A 16,401-nucleotide genomic window follows, 5' to 3' on the forward strand; every position below is an offset into this window, starting at 1 on the left:
CGGTGAGCGTGGGCCATGTCGCAAACATGACAGTGCTCGTGGTCCAGACCTCCAGTCAATAGGTCTGGACCAAACGACCCGGGCCGTGGCCGGACCGAAGGACCCGGCGCACGCGCGCCGCCCGGCCGACGGCGCGCGGCCCCCGCTCAGCCCACCGTCCGCGGCAGCCGCAGGCTCAGCAACCCGGTCAGCACGATCCCGCCCAACTGCACCAGCAACGTGCTGACCAGCGCGTCCCGCATGCCCAGATGCGGGACCAGGGTCAGGAACAACGTGCCCAGCGTGGCCACCCCCAGCGCCAGCGCCGACTGCTGCGTGGTGACCATCACCCCGCTGCCGACCCCGGCCCGCGCGGGCGGCACCTCGGACATCACCAGCCGCATGATGTTGGGCAGTTGGAGCGCCTGCCCCGCACCGGCCACCGCCGCGCCCGGCAGCAGCGAGACGACGTCCAGCCCGGGCCAGTCCCGCCACGCGGCCAGCACGATCAGCAGCACGCCCACGCCCTGGAGCACGGACCCGGCCGTGACCACCCGGGTGCCGAAACGGGCGATCAGCCGGGGCCCGGCGAGGGAGACGAGCAGGAACGCCACGGCCATCGGCGCGAGCGCCAGCCCGGCCGGCACCGGCCCGAGCCCGGCACCCTGCTGCAACGCCAGCGCGATCATGAACATGAACCCGCTGAAGCCGATGGAGAACGGCACCATCAGCTCCAGACCGCGCCGCATGGACGGCACCCGGAACAGGCTCGGCGGCACCAGCGGGGTCCGCCCCGAGCGGTCCGCCCGCCGCTCCACCACCCAGAACGCGCCCGCCGCGAAGGGGAAGGCGATCAGTGACAGCCAGGTCCACAGCGGCCAGCCGGCCGCCCTGCCCTCGGTGAGCGGCGCGAGCAGCGTCAGCAGGGACACCGCGAGCAGCACGGTGCCCGGCCCGTCCACGGGCTCCGGGTGCTGCGACCGGGTCTCCGGCACGAACCGGGCGGCGAGCACGAGACCCAGCACGACCACCGGCACATTGACGAGGAAGATGGCCCGCCACCCGGTCCCGGCGATGTCGGCGGCGACCAGCACCCCGCCGAGGATCTGCCCGGCGACCATGGACAGCCCGGCCGTGGCGCCGTAGAGGCTCATGGCCTTCGCCCGGCGCGCGCCGCTCGTGGCGGACTGGATGGTGGCGAGCACCTGCGGCAGCATCGCGGCGGCCGAGGCGCCCTGCGCGACCCGGGCCGCGACCAGGCTCCAGGCGCCGGGCGCGAGTCCGCAGGCCAGAGAGGTGAGCCCGAAGGCGGCCATCCCGGCGAGGAACAGCCGGCGCCGGCCGAACAGGTCCCCGAGCCGCCCGCCGAGCACGAGCAGCACGGCGTACGCGACCCCGTACCCGGCGACGACCAGCTCCAGCACGGCCTCGCCCGCGGCGAGATCGGCGCCGATGGTCGGCAGGGCGACGTTGACGATGAAGAAGTCGACCAGCGGCAGCGCCGCGGCCAGCAGGACGGTGAACAGCCCGGGCCCGGTGAGCGCGGGCGGCGCCGCTGTCGGCCGGACGGCGGGGGCGGTGACGGTTTCACTCATGCTCCCGAGCCTGGGGCACCCCTCAGGCTGGTACCAGAGTCTGCTCATCCTGGTAGCAGGACTACCTGGCGCCACCCGCAGACCCGGGCGGATTCCCGGGCCGGCCCCCGGGTCATGCTGGTGGTCGGCGGCCCTTGTCCTGGTACTGGAAGCACCTGGAAACAGGTTGGCCGGCCCGGCACCCTGGACGTATGACGACCTCGGTCCAGGAAACCCGGACGCAGCCCGCCCGGGGAGCGGAGATCCGCCGGCACGAGCTGGCCGCGTTCCTGCGCAGCAGACGGGAGCGCATCACGCCGGAACAGGTGGGCCTGCCGCGCGGGACCCGCCGGCGCACCCCCGGACTGCGCCGCGAGGAGGTCGCCCACCTCTCCGCGGTCGGCGTCACCTGGTACACCTGGCTCGAACAGGCCCGTGACATCCAGGTCTCCGTCCAGGTCCTCGACGCCCTCGCGCGCGCCCTGCGCCTGGACGCCAGCGAACGCGCCCACCTCTTCCAGCTGGCCGGCGCGACGGACCCCACCCCGGCGGCGAACTGCCCGAGCGTCACTCCCGCCCTGCGCCAGATGCTGACCGGGCTGGAGCCGATCCCCGCCTGCATCCAGAACAGCCGGTACGACATCCTCGCCTACAACCGCACCTACGGCCGCCTCCTGGGCGACCTGGACGCGGTTCCGCCCGAGGACCGCAACTGCATGCTCCTCGTCCACACCAACGAGGAGTGGCAGGCGGCGGTCGTCCACCTGGAGAAGACCCAGCGCCTGATGGCCGCCCGGCTGCGCGCCGCCCTGGCCGGCCATCTCGGCGAGCCGGCCTGGAAGATGCTCCTGAAGCGGCTGGACGAGTCACCCGCCTTCCGCGAGAACTGGCGGCGCTACGAGGTGGTCGACACCCGCTCCAAGTCCAAGGAGTTCCTCAACCCCTACGTGGGCCGCCTCAGCCTGGAGCACACGGACCTGTGGCTCGCCCCCGACGTGGGCGCCCGGATGGTGACGTACACACCGAGGAACGAGGAGACCCGGCAGCGGCTGGAGAGGCTGCACGAGATCGCGCACGGACGCTGACCCTCGGCGGGGCGAGCGCCGCGCAGTCGCGGGGGCCGTCCGCCCGCCGGACGCTCTCCTCGAAGGGCACGGCGGCCCGGGACGCGGCCGTCTCCCGCTCACCGAGCGTGGCGCACCGGCTGAGGCAGACCGCGCAGACCAGCGCGGCACGGCAAGGAAACCTCCACGGGATCGGCGAAGCCGCTGCCACGTCGAACCATCGTGGAACGGCACTCCCACCACCCCCGGGAAGCCGCGCCGCGCCCGGCACGGGCAACCGGGCGTTCGGGCTGGCCGGCCAGGGTTGGGGCGGGTGCGGGGGGCTCAGCCGAGCGGCGGGGCCGGTGCAGGGTCCCGCGCGGCGCCCCGGTGGGGCCTCGGTGTCACGCCCGTTCCGCTGTGCCCACGACCTGGCGTACCTCCGGTGACCGCAGGCTCTCGGCCGTGCGTTCGGCGGTGCGGCGGGCCCAGTGGCCGCTGGTCAGGAGGCCCAGGGTCAGGACGGCCAGGCCGCAGGCGGTGAGGATCCACCAGCCGGGGCGGGCCGCCGAGACGAACACCTGCCGGTACGGGGACGAGCCGATGCCGGAGGCCAGGACGGCGCCGACGACCGCGACGCCGAGCGTCTGGCCCAGCTGCCGGCTGGTGGAGGCGACGGCGGCGGCGACACCGGCCTGGGTGCGCGGCATGCCGGAGACAGCCGTGTTGGTGATCGGCGCGTTCACGAAGCCGAAGCCGATGCCGAAGAGGACGTAGCCGAGGAAGAGGGTGGTGTCGGAGGTCTCCGCCTCGAACGCGGCGAACAGGACACCGCTCGCGGTCATCGCCGTGCCCGCCACCAGAAGCGGCAGCCGAGGGCCGCGGCTGCCGACCAGGCGGCCGGACAGCGGGGCGCACAGGAACGTCGGCAGGGCCATCGGGAGCATCCACAGGCCCGCGTGCAGGGCGTCCAGGCCGCGCACGTTCTGCAGGTACAGGGTGGACAGGAACAGGAAGCCGCCGAGGGCCGCGAACGCGCTGATCGCGATCACCGTGGCACCGCTGAACGGGGCCGAGCGGAAGAAGCGCAGATCGATGAGGGGTTCGTCGCGACGGGGCTCGTACCACAGGAGGGCCAGCAGCGCGGCCACGGCGATCACGGCGAACGGCGTCACCGGGCCGGCGCCCGACTCCGGCGCCTCGATGATCGCGTACGTCAGCGAGCCGAACAGCGCGATCACCAGGAGCTGTCCGACCGGGTCGGGACGGCGGGCCTTGGGCGCGCGCGACTCGGGGACGAAGCGGAGGGTGAGCAGCAGGGCCGCGAGACCGACCGGCAGGTTGACCCAGAAGATGGAGCGCCAGCTCACCGACTGCACCAGCAGGCCGCCGACCAGCGGACCCGCCGCCATGGAGATGCCGACCACCGCGCCCCACACACCGATCGCGCGGGCGCGTTCCCGGGCGTCGGTGAAGGTGTTGGTGATGATCGACATGGCGACCGGGTTGAGCATCGAGCCGCCCACCGCCTGGACCATGCGGAAGACGATCAGCAGTTCCAGGTTCGGGGCGACGGAGCAGAGCACGGAGCCGACGGTGAACACCACCAGGCCCGACATGAAGACGCGTTTGCGGCCGATGCGGTCGGCCGTGGAGCCTGCCAGCATCAGCAGCGAGGCCAGGACCAGCGTGTAGGCGTCGATCGTCCACTGCAGGCCGGAGGTGGTGGCGTGCAGGTCGCGCTGCATCGAGGGCAGGGCCACGTTCAGCACGGTGTTGTCGAGGCTCACGATCAGCAGGCTCATGCAGCAGATCGCGAGCACGAGCAGGCGTCGGCGAGGGCTCAGCTCTGGCATGCGCCCCATCGTACGCCGAACTCAATAGTGCGTCTAACTAATGAGTCATACATGGTCCCCTGGGTGTCGGCGGTCGGCGCCGGCGGACGAGCCGCTCGGCGGGTGAGGGACAATGGGTGCTTGCCCAGTGTTCCCGTGTCCGTTCTGTGCCGTAGATCCGCCCCGGAGTCCTGACGATGACCCACCCGCTCTCCATCGGCCCGCACGCCGTGACACCGCCCGTCGTGCTCGCACCCATGGCGGGGATCACCAATGCGCCCTTCCGCACGCTTTGCAGGGAGTTCAGTGGCGGCAAGGGGCTGTTCGTCAGCGAGATGATCACCACCCGGGCGCTGGTCGAGCGCAACGAGAAGACCATGCAGCTGATCAGGTTCGACCCGAGCGAGCAGCCGCGCTCCATCCAGCTGTACGGCGTCGACCCCGCGACCGTCGGCAAGGCCGTCCGCATGATCGCGGAGGAGGGCCTGGCCGACCACATCGACCTGAACTTCGGCTGCCCAGTGCCGAAGGTCACGCGCAAGGGCGGCGGGTCCGCGCTGCCGTACAAGCGGAACCTGCTGCGGGCCATCCTGCGCGAGGCGGTCAGCGGGGCCGGTGACCTGCCGGTGACCATGAAGATGCGCAAGGGCATCGACGACGACCACATCACCTACCTCGACGCCGGCCGCATCGCCGTGGAGGAGGGCGTGACGGCCATCGCCCTGCACGGCCGGACCGCCGCCCAGCACTACGGCGGCACCGCCGACTGGGACGCCATCGCGCGGCTGAAGGAGCACGTGCCGGAGATCCCCGTGCTCGGCAACGGGGACATCTGGTCGGCCGAGGACGCGCTGCGGATGGTGCGGGAGACCGGGTGCGACGGGGTGGTCGTGGGGCGCGGGTGCCTGGGGCGGCCCTGGCTGTTCGCGGACCTGGTCGCCGCGTTCGAGGGGCGGGACGACTTCCTGCGGCCCACGCTGCGGGAGGTCGCCGACGTCATGGTGCGGCACGCGACCCTGCTCGGGGAGTGGCTCGGGGACGAGTCCAAGGGCGTGGTCGACTTCCGCAAGCACGTCGCCTGGTACCTGAAGGGGTTCGCGGTCGGGTCCGAGATGCGCAAGCGGCTCGCGATCACGTCGTCCCTCCAGGAGCTGCGGGCGGGGCTGGACGAGCTGGACCTGGATCAGGCGTGGCCGGTCGGCGCGGAGGGGCCGCGGGGGCGGACGTCCGGGAACAACCGGGTGGTGTTGCCGGACGGGTGGTTGAAGGATCCGTACGACTGTTCCGGGATCACCGAGGAAGCGGAGCTCGACACGTCGGGTGGGTGAGCGCCCCCGGGGCTCCGCCCCTGGACCCCGGCCTCGCCCACCCACCACCCGACTCGGTCGGCCGGAAGGTGCCGCACCCCGCTCCGTCGGCAGGGGTGCCGCGTCCCGCGGGAGGTGTCAGTTCCTCTTCGGGTGGGGTGTCGAGCCGTAGGCCGTCAGGAAGCGGTCGCGGAAGGCGCTCATCTTCCATACCGGGGCGTCGTGGGCGGGGCGGAGCCCGTCCGTCCAGTTCCAGTCGGCGATCTTGTCCAGCATCCTGGGATCCTTGGCGACGATCGACACCGGCACGTCACGGCTGGCGTGGTTGCCGCTGACCCGGGCGATCGGCTGGTGGTCGCCGAGGAAGACCAGCACCGTGTCCTTGGTGCCGTACCGCTCCAGCCACTCGGTCAGCGCGGTCACCGAGTACTGGACCGACTTGCCGTACTCCTCGCGGGACTTGGTGGTGTCGGCGATGACGTCGGCCGGCTTGTTCCCCGCCGCCTGGATGCCCTTGAAGACCGAGCCGTCACCGAGCTGGTCCCAGCCCACCATCTTCGGGATGGGGGCCCAGGGCTGGTGGCTGGACGTCAGGATGAGCAGGGACATCCGCGCCTTGCCGGCGGCCGGCCGCTTGCTGTGCACCCTTTCCTGGTACTGCTGGAGGGCGTACTGGTCGGGCATGGTGGACCAGCTGAACTTCGGCCCCTGGTAGCCGAGTCGGAAGGCGTTGTAGACCTTGTCGAGGCCGTACCACTTCTGCTCCGGCCAGCCCTTCTGCACACCCGGCATGACCCCCACCGTGTCGAACGCGCCGGTCTTCCGGAACGCCTCCGTCAGGCTGAGGTGGTCGCTGGCCATCACCGTGCGGTAGCGCTGCTGGTTGCTGATCCACAGGCCCGACATGGTGGTGGAGTGGCCGAGCCAGCTGCTGCCGCCGTAGGTCGCCGAGGTCAGCCAGCCGCTCTTGGCGTGGAAGCCGGCCTTGGCCAGGGCCTTGGTGCGGACGTCGAGCGTCCGGTCCACGCCGGGCGCCATGACCGGGTCCTCGATCGCGCTGCGGCCGTAGCTCTCGATGAAGGTGAAGATCACGTCCTTGCCGCGCAGGTCGGGCACCAGCTGACTGCCCGGCGTGTTCCCGAACGCGTCGACCCGGGCCACCTTCCGGAACTCGGCCTCGTCCTTCAGTGTGTCCGACACCCGGCGGGCCTGGGCCTTCAGCGCGGTCGCGGTGCGGTCCGAGGCGATCGGCACGCCCGCTACCTGGAGCCCGAGCGAGGAACAGGTGATCCAGACGACCCCGGCGACCAGGGTGCCGCGGGTCGCGGTGCCGGGGTGCCGGGCGAGGAGGTTGCTCAGCCGGACCATGGCCAGCGCCAGCAGCACGAAGAGCAGCAGGACGACCGCGACCAGTCCGGCCACGGCGGCGAGGGTGGCCGTCCGCCCCAGGGAGTCCTCCAGATACGACTCCGCGTCCCCGAACAGACCCCAGTCCAGTACGACGTTGAAGCTGCGGCCGAGGTACTGGTTGAACCCCATGTCCAGCGCGTTGAGCACGGTCATGGCCCCGAGCAGCACCCCGGACACCGCCGCCAGCACCACCCGGGGCCGCCGTGGCAGCGCGAGCAGCACGGCCGCCCCGATGACGGCCTCGCCGGGTATGCGGAAGAACTTCGCGGGCCCCAGCCGGACGACCGTGTTCGGCATCACCAGCGCGGCGACGACCAGCGCGGCGGCGAGCACGGTGACCGTCACGGACAGGGCCCGTGCGACCTCCGGATGTCCCTCACGCCAGCGCCCGCGCCACGCCGACCATGCGGCCCAGGGGCGGCGGAACGTGCGTACGGCGGGTTCGGTGACCTCCGCGGCCACGTCCTCGGCGGAGGGATCGGCAGAGGCATCGGCAGAGGCAGACTGGAGCGCGCTCATGCCTTCCGGTACGGCCCACGGGGAAGCACCGTTCACGACCGCTGGGCAAACACCTGGTCAACACAGCCGACGGTACGTCAGCGCCCTGAAGGGGCGCGGGGAACCGCGCGAACGACCCCCCACGGACCCGCACCCGCCCCACAAGCGAACCCCCGCCCCCTCAGGCGCCCCCCACGGCCGTCAGCAGGGCGAGCGGCGCGGCGGCGGACCGGGCCCCCCGTCCGCACGCGTGTGGATACGGCACCGGCGCACCGTGCGCGGTACGCCCGTACCCCGCCAGCACCTCCGGCAGCCGGTGCCCGCCCACCGTCGCCGCGTCGATCAGCGCATGGGCGACCGTACGGGCCTCGTCGTGCAGCCCGTACCGCGCCAGACCCAGGGCGATCAGCGCGTTGTCATGGGGCCAGACGGACCCCCGGTGGTAGGACAGCGGGTGGTACGCGGCCTGGCCGGAGGCCACCGTGCGCACACCCCAGCCCGAGAAGAAGTCCGGCTCCAGCAGCCGCCGGCCCACCACCTCGCCGTACTCCTTGTCCAGCAGCCCCGACCACAGCAGATGCCCGGCGTCGGACGCCAGCGCGTCGATCTGCCGGCCCTGCCCGTCCAGCGCCAGCGCCGGGAAGCACTGCTCCCGCATCCAGAAGTCCCGCTGGAAGCGGTCGCGGAGGTCGGCCGCCGCCTGTTCCAGCAGCGCGGCGTACGTCTCGTCGCCCCACACCGTCCGCGCCACCCCGGCCGTGCGGCGCAGCGCGTCGTAGGCGTACCCCTGGGCGCCCGCCGCCATCACCGCGCCGGTGGGCCGGGTGCCGTCGGCGCAGCAGATCGCGCCGGGGGAGTCCTTCCAGTTCTGGTTGGCGAGGCCGCCCTCGTCGGCGCGGTAGACGAGGTAGCCGCGCGAGGTCAGGCCGCCGTGGTCGAGCATCCAGCCGACGGCGGCCCGGGCGTGCGACTCCAGGCGCCGGGCCGGCTCCGTGTCCCCGGTCCGCTCGACGTACGCGCCGAGCAGGATCAGGAACAGCGGGGTCGCGTCGACCGAGCCGTAGTAGCGGCCGAACGGCACCTGGCCGAAGTGGGCCAGCTCGCCGTGCCGTACCTCGTGCACGATCTTGCCGGGCTGGGCGACCGGGGACCGGCCGGTGCCGGTGGCCTGGGCGGCGGCCAGGGCGAGGAGCGTGGCGGCGGCCGACCGGGGGTGGTACGGCAGGACGAACAGGGAGGTGAGGAGCGCGTCGCGGCCGAGCAGGGTGAGGAACCAGGGGGCACCGGCCGCCGGTACGCGCAGGTCCTCGCCGTCCGGTCCGGTGGCCGGGACCTGGAGCGCCGCCAGGTCGGCGAGGCCCCGGGCGCAGGCGGCGGCCAGCTCCGGCCAGCCGGTCGGGAAGGCCACGCCCTCCATGAACCGGGCCTCCTCCGCGAGGAGCTGTTCCTGTACGGCGGCGGGGTCGCGGGGTACGCGCAGGGCGCGCTTCTCGCCGTGCGGGCGGGCGATCACCCGCAGCAGCAGCTCGGTCGTGCCGTGGGGGGCGAGGTCGAGGGTCCACACCAGGCGGCGGGCACCGGTGCCCGTCTCCTCCACGGCGTCGGGGGCCGGGTCGGCCGTGATCGTCGTGCGGGACCGCCACTCGGCGCGCCGGTAGGTGAACTCGATGCCGTCGGGGAGGACCTCGCGGGAGCGCAGGGCGCCGGGCTTGGCGTAGGTGCGGTGGTCGGAGCGGAGTTCGAACTGGTCGGTGAAGTCGGCGTCGACGGTGAGCGCGAGCCGGGCGGTGGTGGGCACCGGACGGTTGCTGGTGACCTTCACGGACTCCACGAACGAGTTGTCCCCGACGGCCTGTTCACGGAAGAGGGTGTACGCCGGGGGCTCCTGACGACCGCCGCGCGGGACCAGCACACAGCGGGTCTCGTCCCCGTCCGTGACCGGGGTGAGCACCTCGGGCACCGCGCCGTCGAGGGTGAGCTGCCAGCGGCTGAGGTGCCGGGCGTCCCGGACGAACAACCCGTCCGGGGAGCTGCCGCCCCGCACCCCGCTGATGTCGCCACGGTCGCCCACGGCGGCGAAGGTGGCGCCGTGCACGAGCAGATGATGCCGGTCCGTCATCCCCGGTCCCCTCCTCTGTCACTCCTGTCGAACGTTCCGGTGTGCGTGGGGGGTACGACTCTTTGTGTGCTCTTGTCCAGATGTTGACGCTCGTGTCGCGCGGTCGGCCGGTGGTACAGGTCGAGCGCGAGGGCCGCCGTCCAGCCGAAGCCGGTGGCCCCGCAGGGTGCGCCGGTGTACGGGTCGACGTACTCCGCGAAATCGGTGGCGCCGGCGAGGTCCAGCACCGCCTGGCGCAGGGCCTCGGCCGCCGCCGTCTCGCCGTGCGCGCGCAGGCCGCGCTCCAGCAGCCAGCTCGTGTTGAACCACGCCGGTCCCCGCCAGTAGCGGTGCGGGTCGAAGGCCTCGCCGAGGAGGTCGTAACTGGGCACGAGCCTGGTGCGGTCACCGACCGAGAAGTGCGGCCCGCGCAGGGTGCGGACGAGGGTGGCGGCGATGTCGCGGGGGAGCCCGGGCAGGATCAACGGCACCAGACCGGAGACGGCGCGCTCGGGGAGGAGGCGGGAGCCGGGGGCACGCGGCCCGCCGTCGGCACCGGCACCGGCACCGGGACGGGAGGTGCCGTGCTCGCGGACGGGGCTCGGCTCGCAGGCGCCGTGCTCGGGGGCGGCCCCGGAACCGGAGGCTCCCCGCCCGGCATCAGAGGCTCCCCGCCCGGCACCGGAGGCACCCGGCCCGGAGACGGCGTCCTCGTCCCGCAGGTCGCGGCACAGGAACATCCCCGCCTCCGCGTCCCACAGCCGCTCCACCAGCGTCGCCGTCAGCCGCTGCGCACGGGCCCGTCGGGCGGATCCGGTCGCGCCCAGTTCCTCGGCGATCCGGGCCAGCGCGAGCTCGGAGGCGATGAGGAGGGCGTTGAACGCCGGGTCCTCCACGGCGAACTCCCCGCCCCCGTCGGCGTACCCGGCGTCCCGGTAGTCCGCGGCCAGCCGCACGTACCGCCCGTAGTCCAGATCCGTCGGCCGGTCCTCGGCCGCGCCGTGGTCGAGGTCGGCGCGGCGGAAGGAGCGGGCCGGGGCCGGGGTGATCCGGGCCAGCGGGGCGTCCCAGCAGGGGCTGTTGTCCATGCCCTGCTCCCAGGGGTGGACCACGGACACCAGCCCGGCGCCGCCCAGGTCCCGGCGGTGCAGCAGATACCGGTGCCAGGCGGCCAGCCGTGGGTGGAGGCGGGCCAGGAAGCCGCGGGCCCTGGACAGCTCCGGGTCGGCGCGGTGCACCAGCCAGGCCGCCAGCGCGTGCACCGGTGGCTGCACGATGCCGGAGGTCTGTAACGTGCGCGGGGCGCCCGCCGAGCGCCCGGCGGTGGAGGAGCGCCAGAAGTCGGGGCTCGGGAAGTACGCGTCGAGCGGTACGGAGGGGTTGAAGACGATGTGCGGGACGCGGCCGTCGGCCCACTGGGCGGCGAAGAGCGTCTCCAGCTCCGTCTGGGCCCGCCGCGGGGAGACGTGCCGCAGCCCGACGGCGATGAACGCGGAGTCCCAGGACCACTGGTGCGGATACAGGTCGCGGGAGGGCACCGTCGACGCACCGGTCCAGTTCGCCTCCAGCACCCGGGCGGCCCTCGTGTGCAGGGACGTCGTCGTGGCCGGGGTGGTGGCCGTGGCCGGTGGATCGTATGCCGTCTCGTGCGGGGTGGAACGGGCAGTGAGCTGGGCGGTGCGATCCACTCGGGGCTCCCCGAAGACGTCCGGCCGACGCGGTTCCGCCCCGGCCACCGTAGGGTTACGTCTATTTAACACGCAAAACTCAATATGTAATGCAAACTGGAGAAACACAAGGGGGTGCGCATGACCGGACGTCCGGGAAGGACCGGCAAGAGCGGGAGCCAGGCGGGCGCCGGCGATCTGCTCGAACTGGTGCGCAGCGGACGGGCCGTGACGCGCGGCGCGCTCCAGCAGGCGACCGGACTGTCCCGGGCCACCGTCGGCCAGCGCCTGGACCGGCTGTTCCGGGCGGGCTGGCTGCGTGAGGGCGCCGGTGGCCCGGTCGACTCGCCGCTCGGCGGACGCCCCTCCATCACCCTGGAGTTCGACGACTCCCACGCGGTGGTCCTCGCCGCCGACCTGGACACCCGGCACGCCCGCGCGGCCGTCCTCACCCTGACCGGCGAGATCCTCGCCGAGCAGGCCGGCACGCTGGTGGTCGAGGACGGCCCCGACGCCGTCCTGGGCGAACTCGGCCACTGGTTCGCCGACCTGCTGACCAAGGCGGGGCACCGGGCCGGGGAGGTGTGCGGGATCGGGCTGGCGGTGCCGGGCCCGGTGGACAGCGAGACCGGCCGGGTGGTCCAGCCGCCGATCATGCCGGGCTGGGACGGCTACGACATACGCGGGCGCCTCTCCCGCGCCCTCACCGACCACTCCGGGGCCCCGGCGGTCCCCGTCCTGGTCGACAACGACGCCAATCTGATGGCGTACGGCGAACAGCGCACCGGACACCCCGACTGCAGGGCCTTCGTCCTGGTCAAGGTGTCCACGGGCATCGGGGCCGGGGTGGTCGTGGACGGCTCGATCTACCGGGGCGTCGACGGCGGCGCGGGCGACATCGGGCACATCCGGGTCGGCGCCGACGCGCTGTGCCGGTGCGGCTCGTACGGCTGTCTCGCGGCGGTCGCGAGCGGCGGTGCCGTGGCCCGCCGGCTGGCCGCGTCCGGGGTGCAGGCCGCCTCCGGTTCGGACGTGCGGGAGCTGCTGGCCGCCGGGCACCCCGAGGCCGCCGCGCTGGCCCGGGAGGCCGGGCGGCAGGTCGGGGACGTGCTGGCGACGGTCGTGACCCTGCTCAACCCGGGCGTGCTGATGATCGCGGGCGACCTGGCCGGAACGCCCTTCCTGACCGGCGTGCGCGAGCTGCTCTACCAGCGGGCGCTGCCCCGCTCCACGGCCCACCTGGACGTCGTCACCTCGCGGCTCGGCGACCGGGCCGGGCTGATCGGCGCCGGCGCGCTGGTGGTGGAGCACCTGTACGCACCGGACCGGGCGGAGCAGCGGCTGTCGGAGATGGGTGTGTGACGGCGGTGTTTCCGCTGCCGACGGGCGTCCGCCGAGCGGTCCGCATGGTGAAACGGAGCGGTCTGTGGCAGCGTGATTCTCGCCACCCTTGATAAGGGTAGCGCTCAGATGAGCGGATCAAGCACGGCTGCACTTCCTCAAGGGGTGGCACTCGGTGCCACCCCTTGATCGTTCATCGATCGAAATCAGTCGTGCCGATGCCCGCTCATGTGAGCAGAAAACCGCACCTGTGGGCACTGCTGCCTTCAAGAAGTGAAAACATACGGCTGGCTTCGCTTGCCAAGCCTTGACTTTCGATCCGCTGGCGGACGAGTGGTTACAGGCGCATGACGCGCAAGTGGACGTACCCAGGCGCCTTCGATCTGGGTATGTTCCTCGCCATCAGGGCAGCCACCGTGGCCTCAAGGAGTCGAGACCCGTGTCGGAAAACAAAGAACCCCAGGCAGCGAAGTTCGTTTACGACTTCACCGAGGGCAACAAGGACCTCAAGGACCTGCTCGGCGGCAAGGGTGCCAATCTCGCCGAGATGACCAACCTGGGTCTCCCGGTCCCTCCCGGCTTCACGATCACCACGGAGGCCTGCAAGGTCTACCTGGAGAGCGGCGAGGAGCCCGCGGCACTCCGTGACGAGGTGAGTGCGCACCTCGAAGCCCTCGAAGCCAGGATGGGCAAGAAGCTCGGCCAGGCCGACGACCCGCTGCTGGTCTCCGTCCGCTCCGGGGCCAAGTTCTCCATGCCCGGCATGATGGACACGGTCCTGAACATCGGTCTGTCGGACAAGTCGGTGCAGGGCCTGGCGGCCCAGGCCGGCGACGAGCGGTTCGCCTGGGACTCCTACCGCCGCCTCATCCAGATGTTCGGCAAGACCGTCCTCGGCGTCGACGGCGACCTCTTCGAGGAGGCCCTGGACAAGGCGAAGGCGGCCAAGAAGGTAGCGGTCGACACCGACCTGGAGGCCGCGGACCTGAAGAAGCTGGTCACCACCTTCAAGAAGATCGTCAAGAAGGAGGCCGGCCGGGACTTCCCGCAGGACCCGCGCGAGCAGATGGACCTCGCCATCAAGGCGGTCTTCGACTCCTGGAACGGCGACCGCGCCAAGCTGTACCGCCGCCAGGAGCGCATCCCGCACGACCTGGGCACGGCCGTCAACGTCTGCTCGATGGTCTTCGGCAACCTGGGCCCCGACTCCGGCACCGGTGTCGCCTTCACCCGCGACCCGGCCTCCGGCCACCAGGGCGTCTACGGCGACTACCTGCAGAACGCCCAGGGCGAGGACGTGGTCGCGGGCATCCGCAACACCGTGCCGCTCGCCGAGCTGGAGCAGATCGACAAGAAGTCGTACGACCAGCTCATGCGGATCATGGAGACCCTGGAGAACCACTACAAGGATCTCTGCGACATCGAGTTCACCATCGAGCGCGGCCAGCTCTGGATGCTCCAGACGCGCGTCGGCAAGCGCACGGCGGGCGCGGCCTTCCGCATCGCCACCCAGCTCGTGGACCAGGGCCTCATCGACGAGACGGAGGCGCTCCAGCGCGTCACCGGCGCCCAGCTCGCCCAGCTGATGTTCCCGCGCTTCGACGAGGAGGCGAAGGTCGAGCAGGTCGCGCGGGGCATCGCGGCCTCACCGGGCGCGGCGGTCGGCAAGGCGGTCTTCGACTCGTACACGGCGGTGAAGTGGTCCCGCTCCGGCGAGAAGGTGATCCTGGTCCGCCGGGAGACCAACCCCGACGACCTGGACGGCATGATCGCGGCCGAGGGCATCCTCACCTCCCGCGGCGGCAAGACCTCCCACGCGGCCGTGGTCGCCCGCGGCATGGGCAAGACCTGTGTCTGCGGCGCGGAGGAGCTGGAGGTCGACACCAAGCGCCGCCGTATGACGGTCCCCGGCGGACACGTCGTGGAGGAGGGCGACCTGATCTCCATCGACGGCTCGACCGGCAAGGTCTACCTGGGCGAGGTCCCGGTCGTCCCCTCTCCCGTCGTGGAGTACTTCGAGGGCCGCATGCACCCGGGCGCCGACGACGCCGACGAGCTGGTCGAGGCGGTGCACCGCATGATGGCCTTCGCCGACCGCAAGCGCCGCCTGCGGGTGCGCGCCAACGCGGACAACGCCGAGGACGCGCTGCGCGCGCGCCGCTTCGGCGCCCAGGGCATCGGGCTGTGCCGCACGGAGCACATGTTCCTCGGCGACCGCCGTGAGCTGGTCGAACGCCTCATCCTGGCCGACACGGAGGAGGAGCGCGAGGCGTCCCTGAAGGCCCTGCTGCCCCTGCAGAAGAAGGACTTCGTCGAACTCTTCGAGGCGATGGACGGCCTCCCGGTGACGATCCGTCTCCTGGACCCGCCGCTGCACGAGTTCCTCCCGGACATCACGGAACTCTCCGTCCGCGTGGCCCTGGCGGAGTCCCGCCAGGAACCGCACGAGAACGAGCTGCGCCTGCTCCAGGCCGTGCACCGGCTGCACGAGCAGAACCCGATGCTGGGCCTGCGCGGCGTACGCCTGGGCCTGGTCATCCCCGGCCTGTTCACCATGCAGGTCCGCGCCATCGCGGAAGCGGCGGCCGAGCGCAAGGCGGCCAAGGGCGACCCCCGCGCGGAGATCATGATCCCGCTCGTCGGTACGGTCCAGGAGCTGGAGATCGTCCGCGAGGAGGCGGACCAGGTCGTCGCCGAGGTCGAGGCGGCGACGGGTACGAAGCTGAAGCTGGCGATCGGCACGATGATCGAGCTGCCGCGGGCAGCCCTCACGGCCGGCCAGATCGCCGAGGCCGCGGAGTTCTTCTCCTTCGGCACGAACGACCTGACGCAGACGGTGTGGGGCTTCAGCCGGGACGACGTGGAGGCCTCGTTCTTCACGGCGTACCTGGAGAAGGGCATCTTCGGCGTCAGCCCGTTCGAGACGATCGACAAGGACGGCGTCGGCTCCCTGGTGAAGGCGGCGGCCGAAGCGGGCCGTCGCACCCGCCCCGACCTCAAGCTCGGCGTCTGCGGCGAGCACGGCGGTGACCCGGAGTCGGTCCACTTCTTCCACGAGGCCGGCCTGGACTACGTCTCCTGCTCCCCGTTCCGCATCCCGGTCGCCCGCCTGGAGGCGGGCCGCGCGGCCACCCAGTCGGCGGGCAGCGACCACCGCTGACCCACCCGGTCCCCGGAGCCGCCGACGGTCCCCGACCCTCACCGATCGCCGGCGGCTCCGGCGCACGAAAGAGGAGGGGCGACATCCCAGTGCGGGGGGTGTCGCCCCTCTGTGCGGTGCGCCCGTGTCACCCGCTCTGCTCGACGGCCTCGAAGATGTCGGCGTCGGTCTCCCTCTGCCACTCGGGAAGGTCGCCCCAGACGGCGACGTAGCGTCGCGGGGTACAGCGCGCCGGCCTGTGCCTGGGAGGCGCGCAGCAGGCTCGCGGTGCGGCCCAGTCGCAGATACGGCGGAGCCATCGGGCATGCCCGGCGGCTGGCGCGCGTGTTGAACCTGCTCTGTGATCGGTACGAGGACCTGGCTGGACGTCGCTGCTGACAGGCGCACCGCACACCGGCGTCACCTTCCACGACCGTACCGGCGACACACGGCCGCAACTCGCCTTACGTAATCGAGGCGCATGGTTGATCGTTGGGCCGTGCATCGGTG

At 72.3% G+C, this 16,401-nt stretch carries 9 protein-coding genes and 1 pseudogene; 5 read left to right on the plus strand and 5 right to left on the minus strand.

Annotated elements, in window-relative coordinates; translation table 11 throughout:
- Nucleotides 1-146: 146 nt before the first annotated feature.
- Nucleotides 147-1,574 (minus strand): MFS transporter, encoded by a 1,428-nt coding sequence (locus ACH4LD_RS02785; RefSeq protein ID WP_398053366.1) that lies wholly within the window; start codon nucleotides 1,572-1,574, stop codon nucleotides 147-149.
- Nucleotides 1,575-1,765: 191 nt separating this feature from the next.
- On the opposite strand from ACH4LD_RS02785, the gene ACH4LD_RS02790 reads away from it, so the two are divergent.
- Nucleotides 1,766-2,638 carry a helix-turn-helix transcriptional regulator gene (locus ACH4LD_RS02790; RefSeq protein WP_398053367.1) on the plus strand — a complete coding sequence of 291 codons (873 nt, stop codon included), beginning with the start codon at nucleotides 1,766-1,768 and terminating at the stop codon, nucleotides 2,636-2,638.
- A gap of 362 nt (nucleotides 2,639-3,000) precedes the next feature.
- Here the strand turns inward: ACH4LD_RS02790 and ACH4LD_RS02795 are convergent, their stop codons facing one another.
- Nucleotides 3,001-4,452: an MFS transporter gene (locus ACH4LD_RS02795; protein ID WP_132783573.1), complete on the minus strand. Its 1,452-nt coding sequence runs from the start codon at nucleotides 4,450-4,452 to the stop codon at nucleotides 3,001-3,003.
- Nucleotides 4,453-4,628: 176 nt separating this feature from the next.
- Between ACH4LD_RS02795 and dusB the strand changes: the two genes are divergently transcribed.
- Nucleotides 4,629-5,759, plus strand: a complete 1,131-nt coding sequence (gene dusB, locus ACH4LD_RS02800) for a tRNA dihydrouridine synthase DusB (RefSeq protein ID WP_103810829.1) — start codon at nucleotides 4,629-4,631, stop codon at nucleotides 5,757-5,759.
- 117 nt (nucleotides 5,760-5,876) lie between these two features.
- Here the strand turns inward: dusB and ACH4LD_RS02805 are convergent, their stop codons facing one another.
- The 3 genes from ACH4LD_RS02805 to ACH4LD_RS02815 form a co-directional block, all read right to left on the minus strand.
- Nucleotides 5,877-7,493: a CDP-alcohol phosphatidyltransferase gene (locus tag ACH4LD_RS02805; RefSeq protein WP_398053602.1), complete on the minus strand. Its 1,617-nt coding sequence runs from the start codon at nucleotides 7,491-7,493 to the stop codon at nucleotides 5,877-5,879.
- Nucleotides 7,494-7,827: 334 nt separating this feature from the next.
- Nucleotides 7,828-9,765, minus strand: coding sequence for a glycogen debranching N-terminal domain-containing protein (locus ACH4LD_RS02810; RefSeq protein WP_398053368.1), 1,938 nt, complete (start codon nucleotides 9,763-9,765; stop codon nucleotides 7,828-7,830).
- Complete coding sequence (locus tag ACH4LD_RS02815; protein ID WP_398053369.1) at nucleotides 9,762-11,432, minus strand: MGH1-like glycoside hydrolase domain-containing protein; 1,671 nt, start codon at nucleotides 11,430-11,432, stop codon at nucleotides 9,762-9,764. Before ACH4LD_RS02815 ends, ACH4LD_RS02810 begins: the two co-directional genes overlap by 4 nt.
- A 120-nt stretch (nucleotides 11,433-11,552) precedes the next feature.
- Between ACH4LD_RS02815 and ACH4LD_RS02820 the strand changes: the two genes are divergently transcribed.
- From ACH4LD_RS02820 to ACH4LD_RS02830, 3 genes and pseudogenes are all read left to right on the plus strand, one after another.
- On the plus strand, nucleotides 11,553-12,773 hold the full coding sequence (locus ACH4LD_RS02820) for an ROK family protein (RefSeq protein WP_398053370.1): 1,221 nt from the start codon (nucleotides 11,553-11,555) through the stop codon (nucleotides 12,771-12,773).
- Between the two features lie 418 nt (nucleotides 12,774-13,191).
- A complete protein-coding gene (gene ppdK / locus ACH4LD_RS02825) occupies nucleotides 13,192-15,912 on the plus strand; it encodes a pyruvate, phosphate dikinase (protein ID WP_132783576.1) in 2,721 nt (906 codons plus the stop codon).
- Nucleotides 15,913-16,155: 243 nt separating this feature from the next.
- A pseudogene (locus ACH4LD_RS02830) lies at nucleotides 16,156-16,290 on the plus strand (DUF6415 family natural product biosynthesis protein); the annotation flags it as partial.
- Nucleotides 16,291-16,401: the final 111 nt, after the last annotated feature.

Source organism: Streptomyces sp. NPDC017676 (assembly GCF_044329325.1).
In the GTDB taxonomy this organism is placed as follows: domain Bacteria; phylum Actinomycetota; class Actinomycetes; order Streptomycetales; family Streptomycetaceae; genus Streptomyces.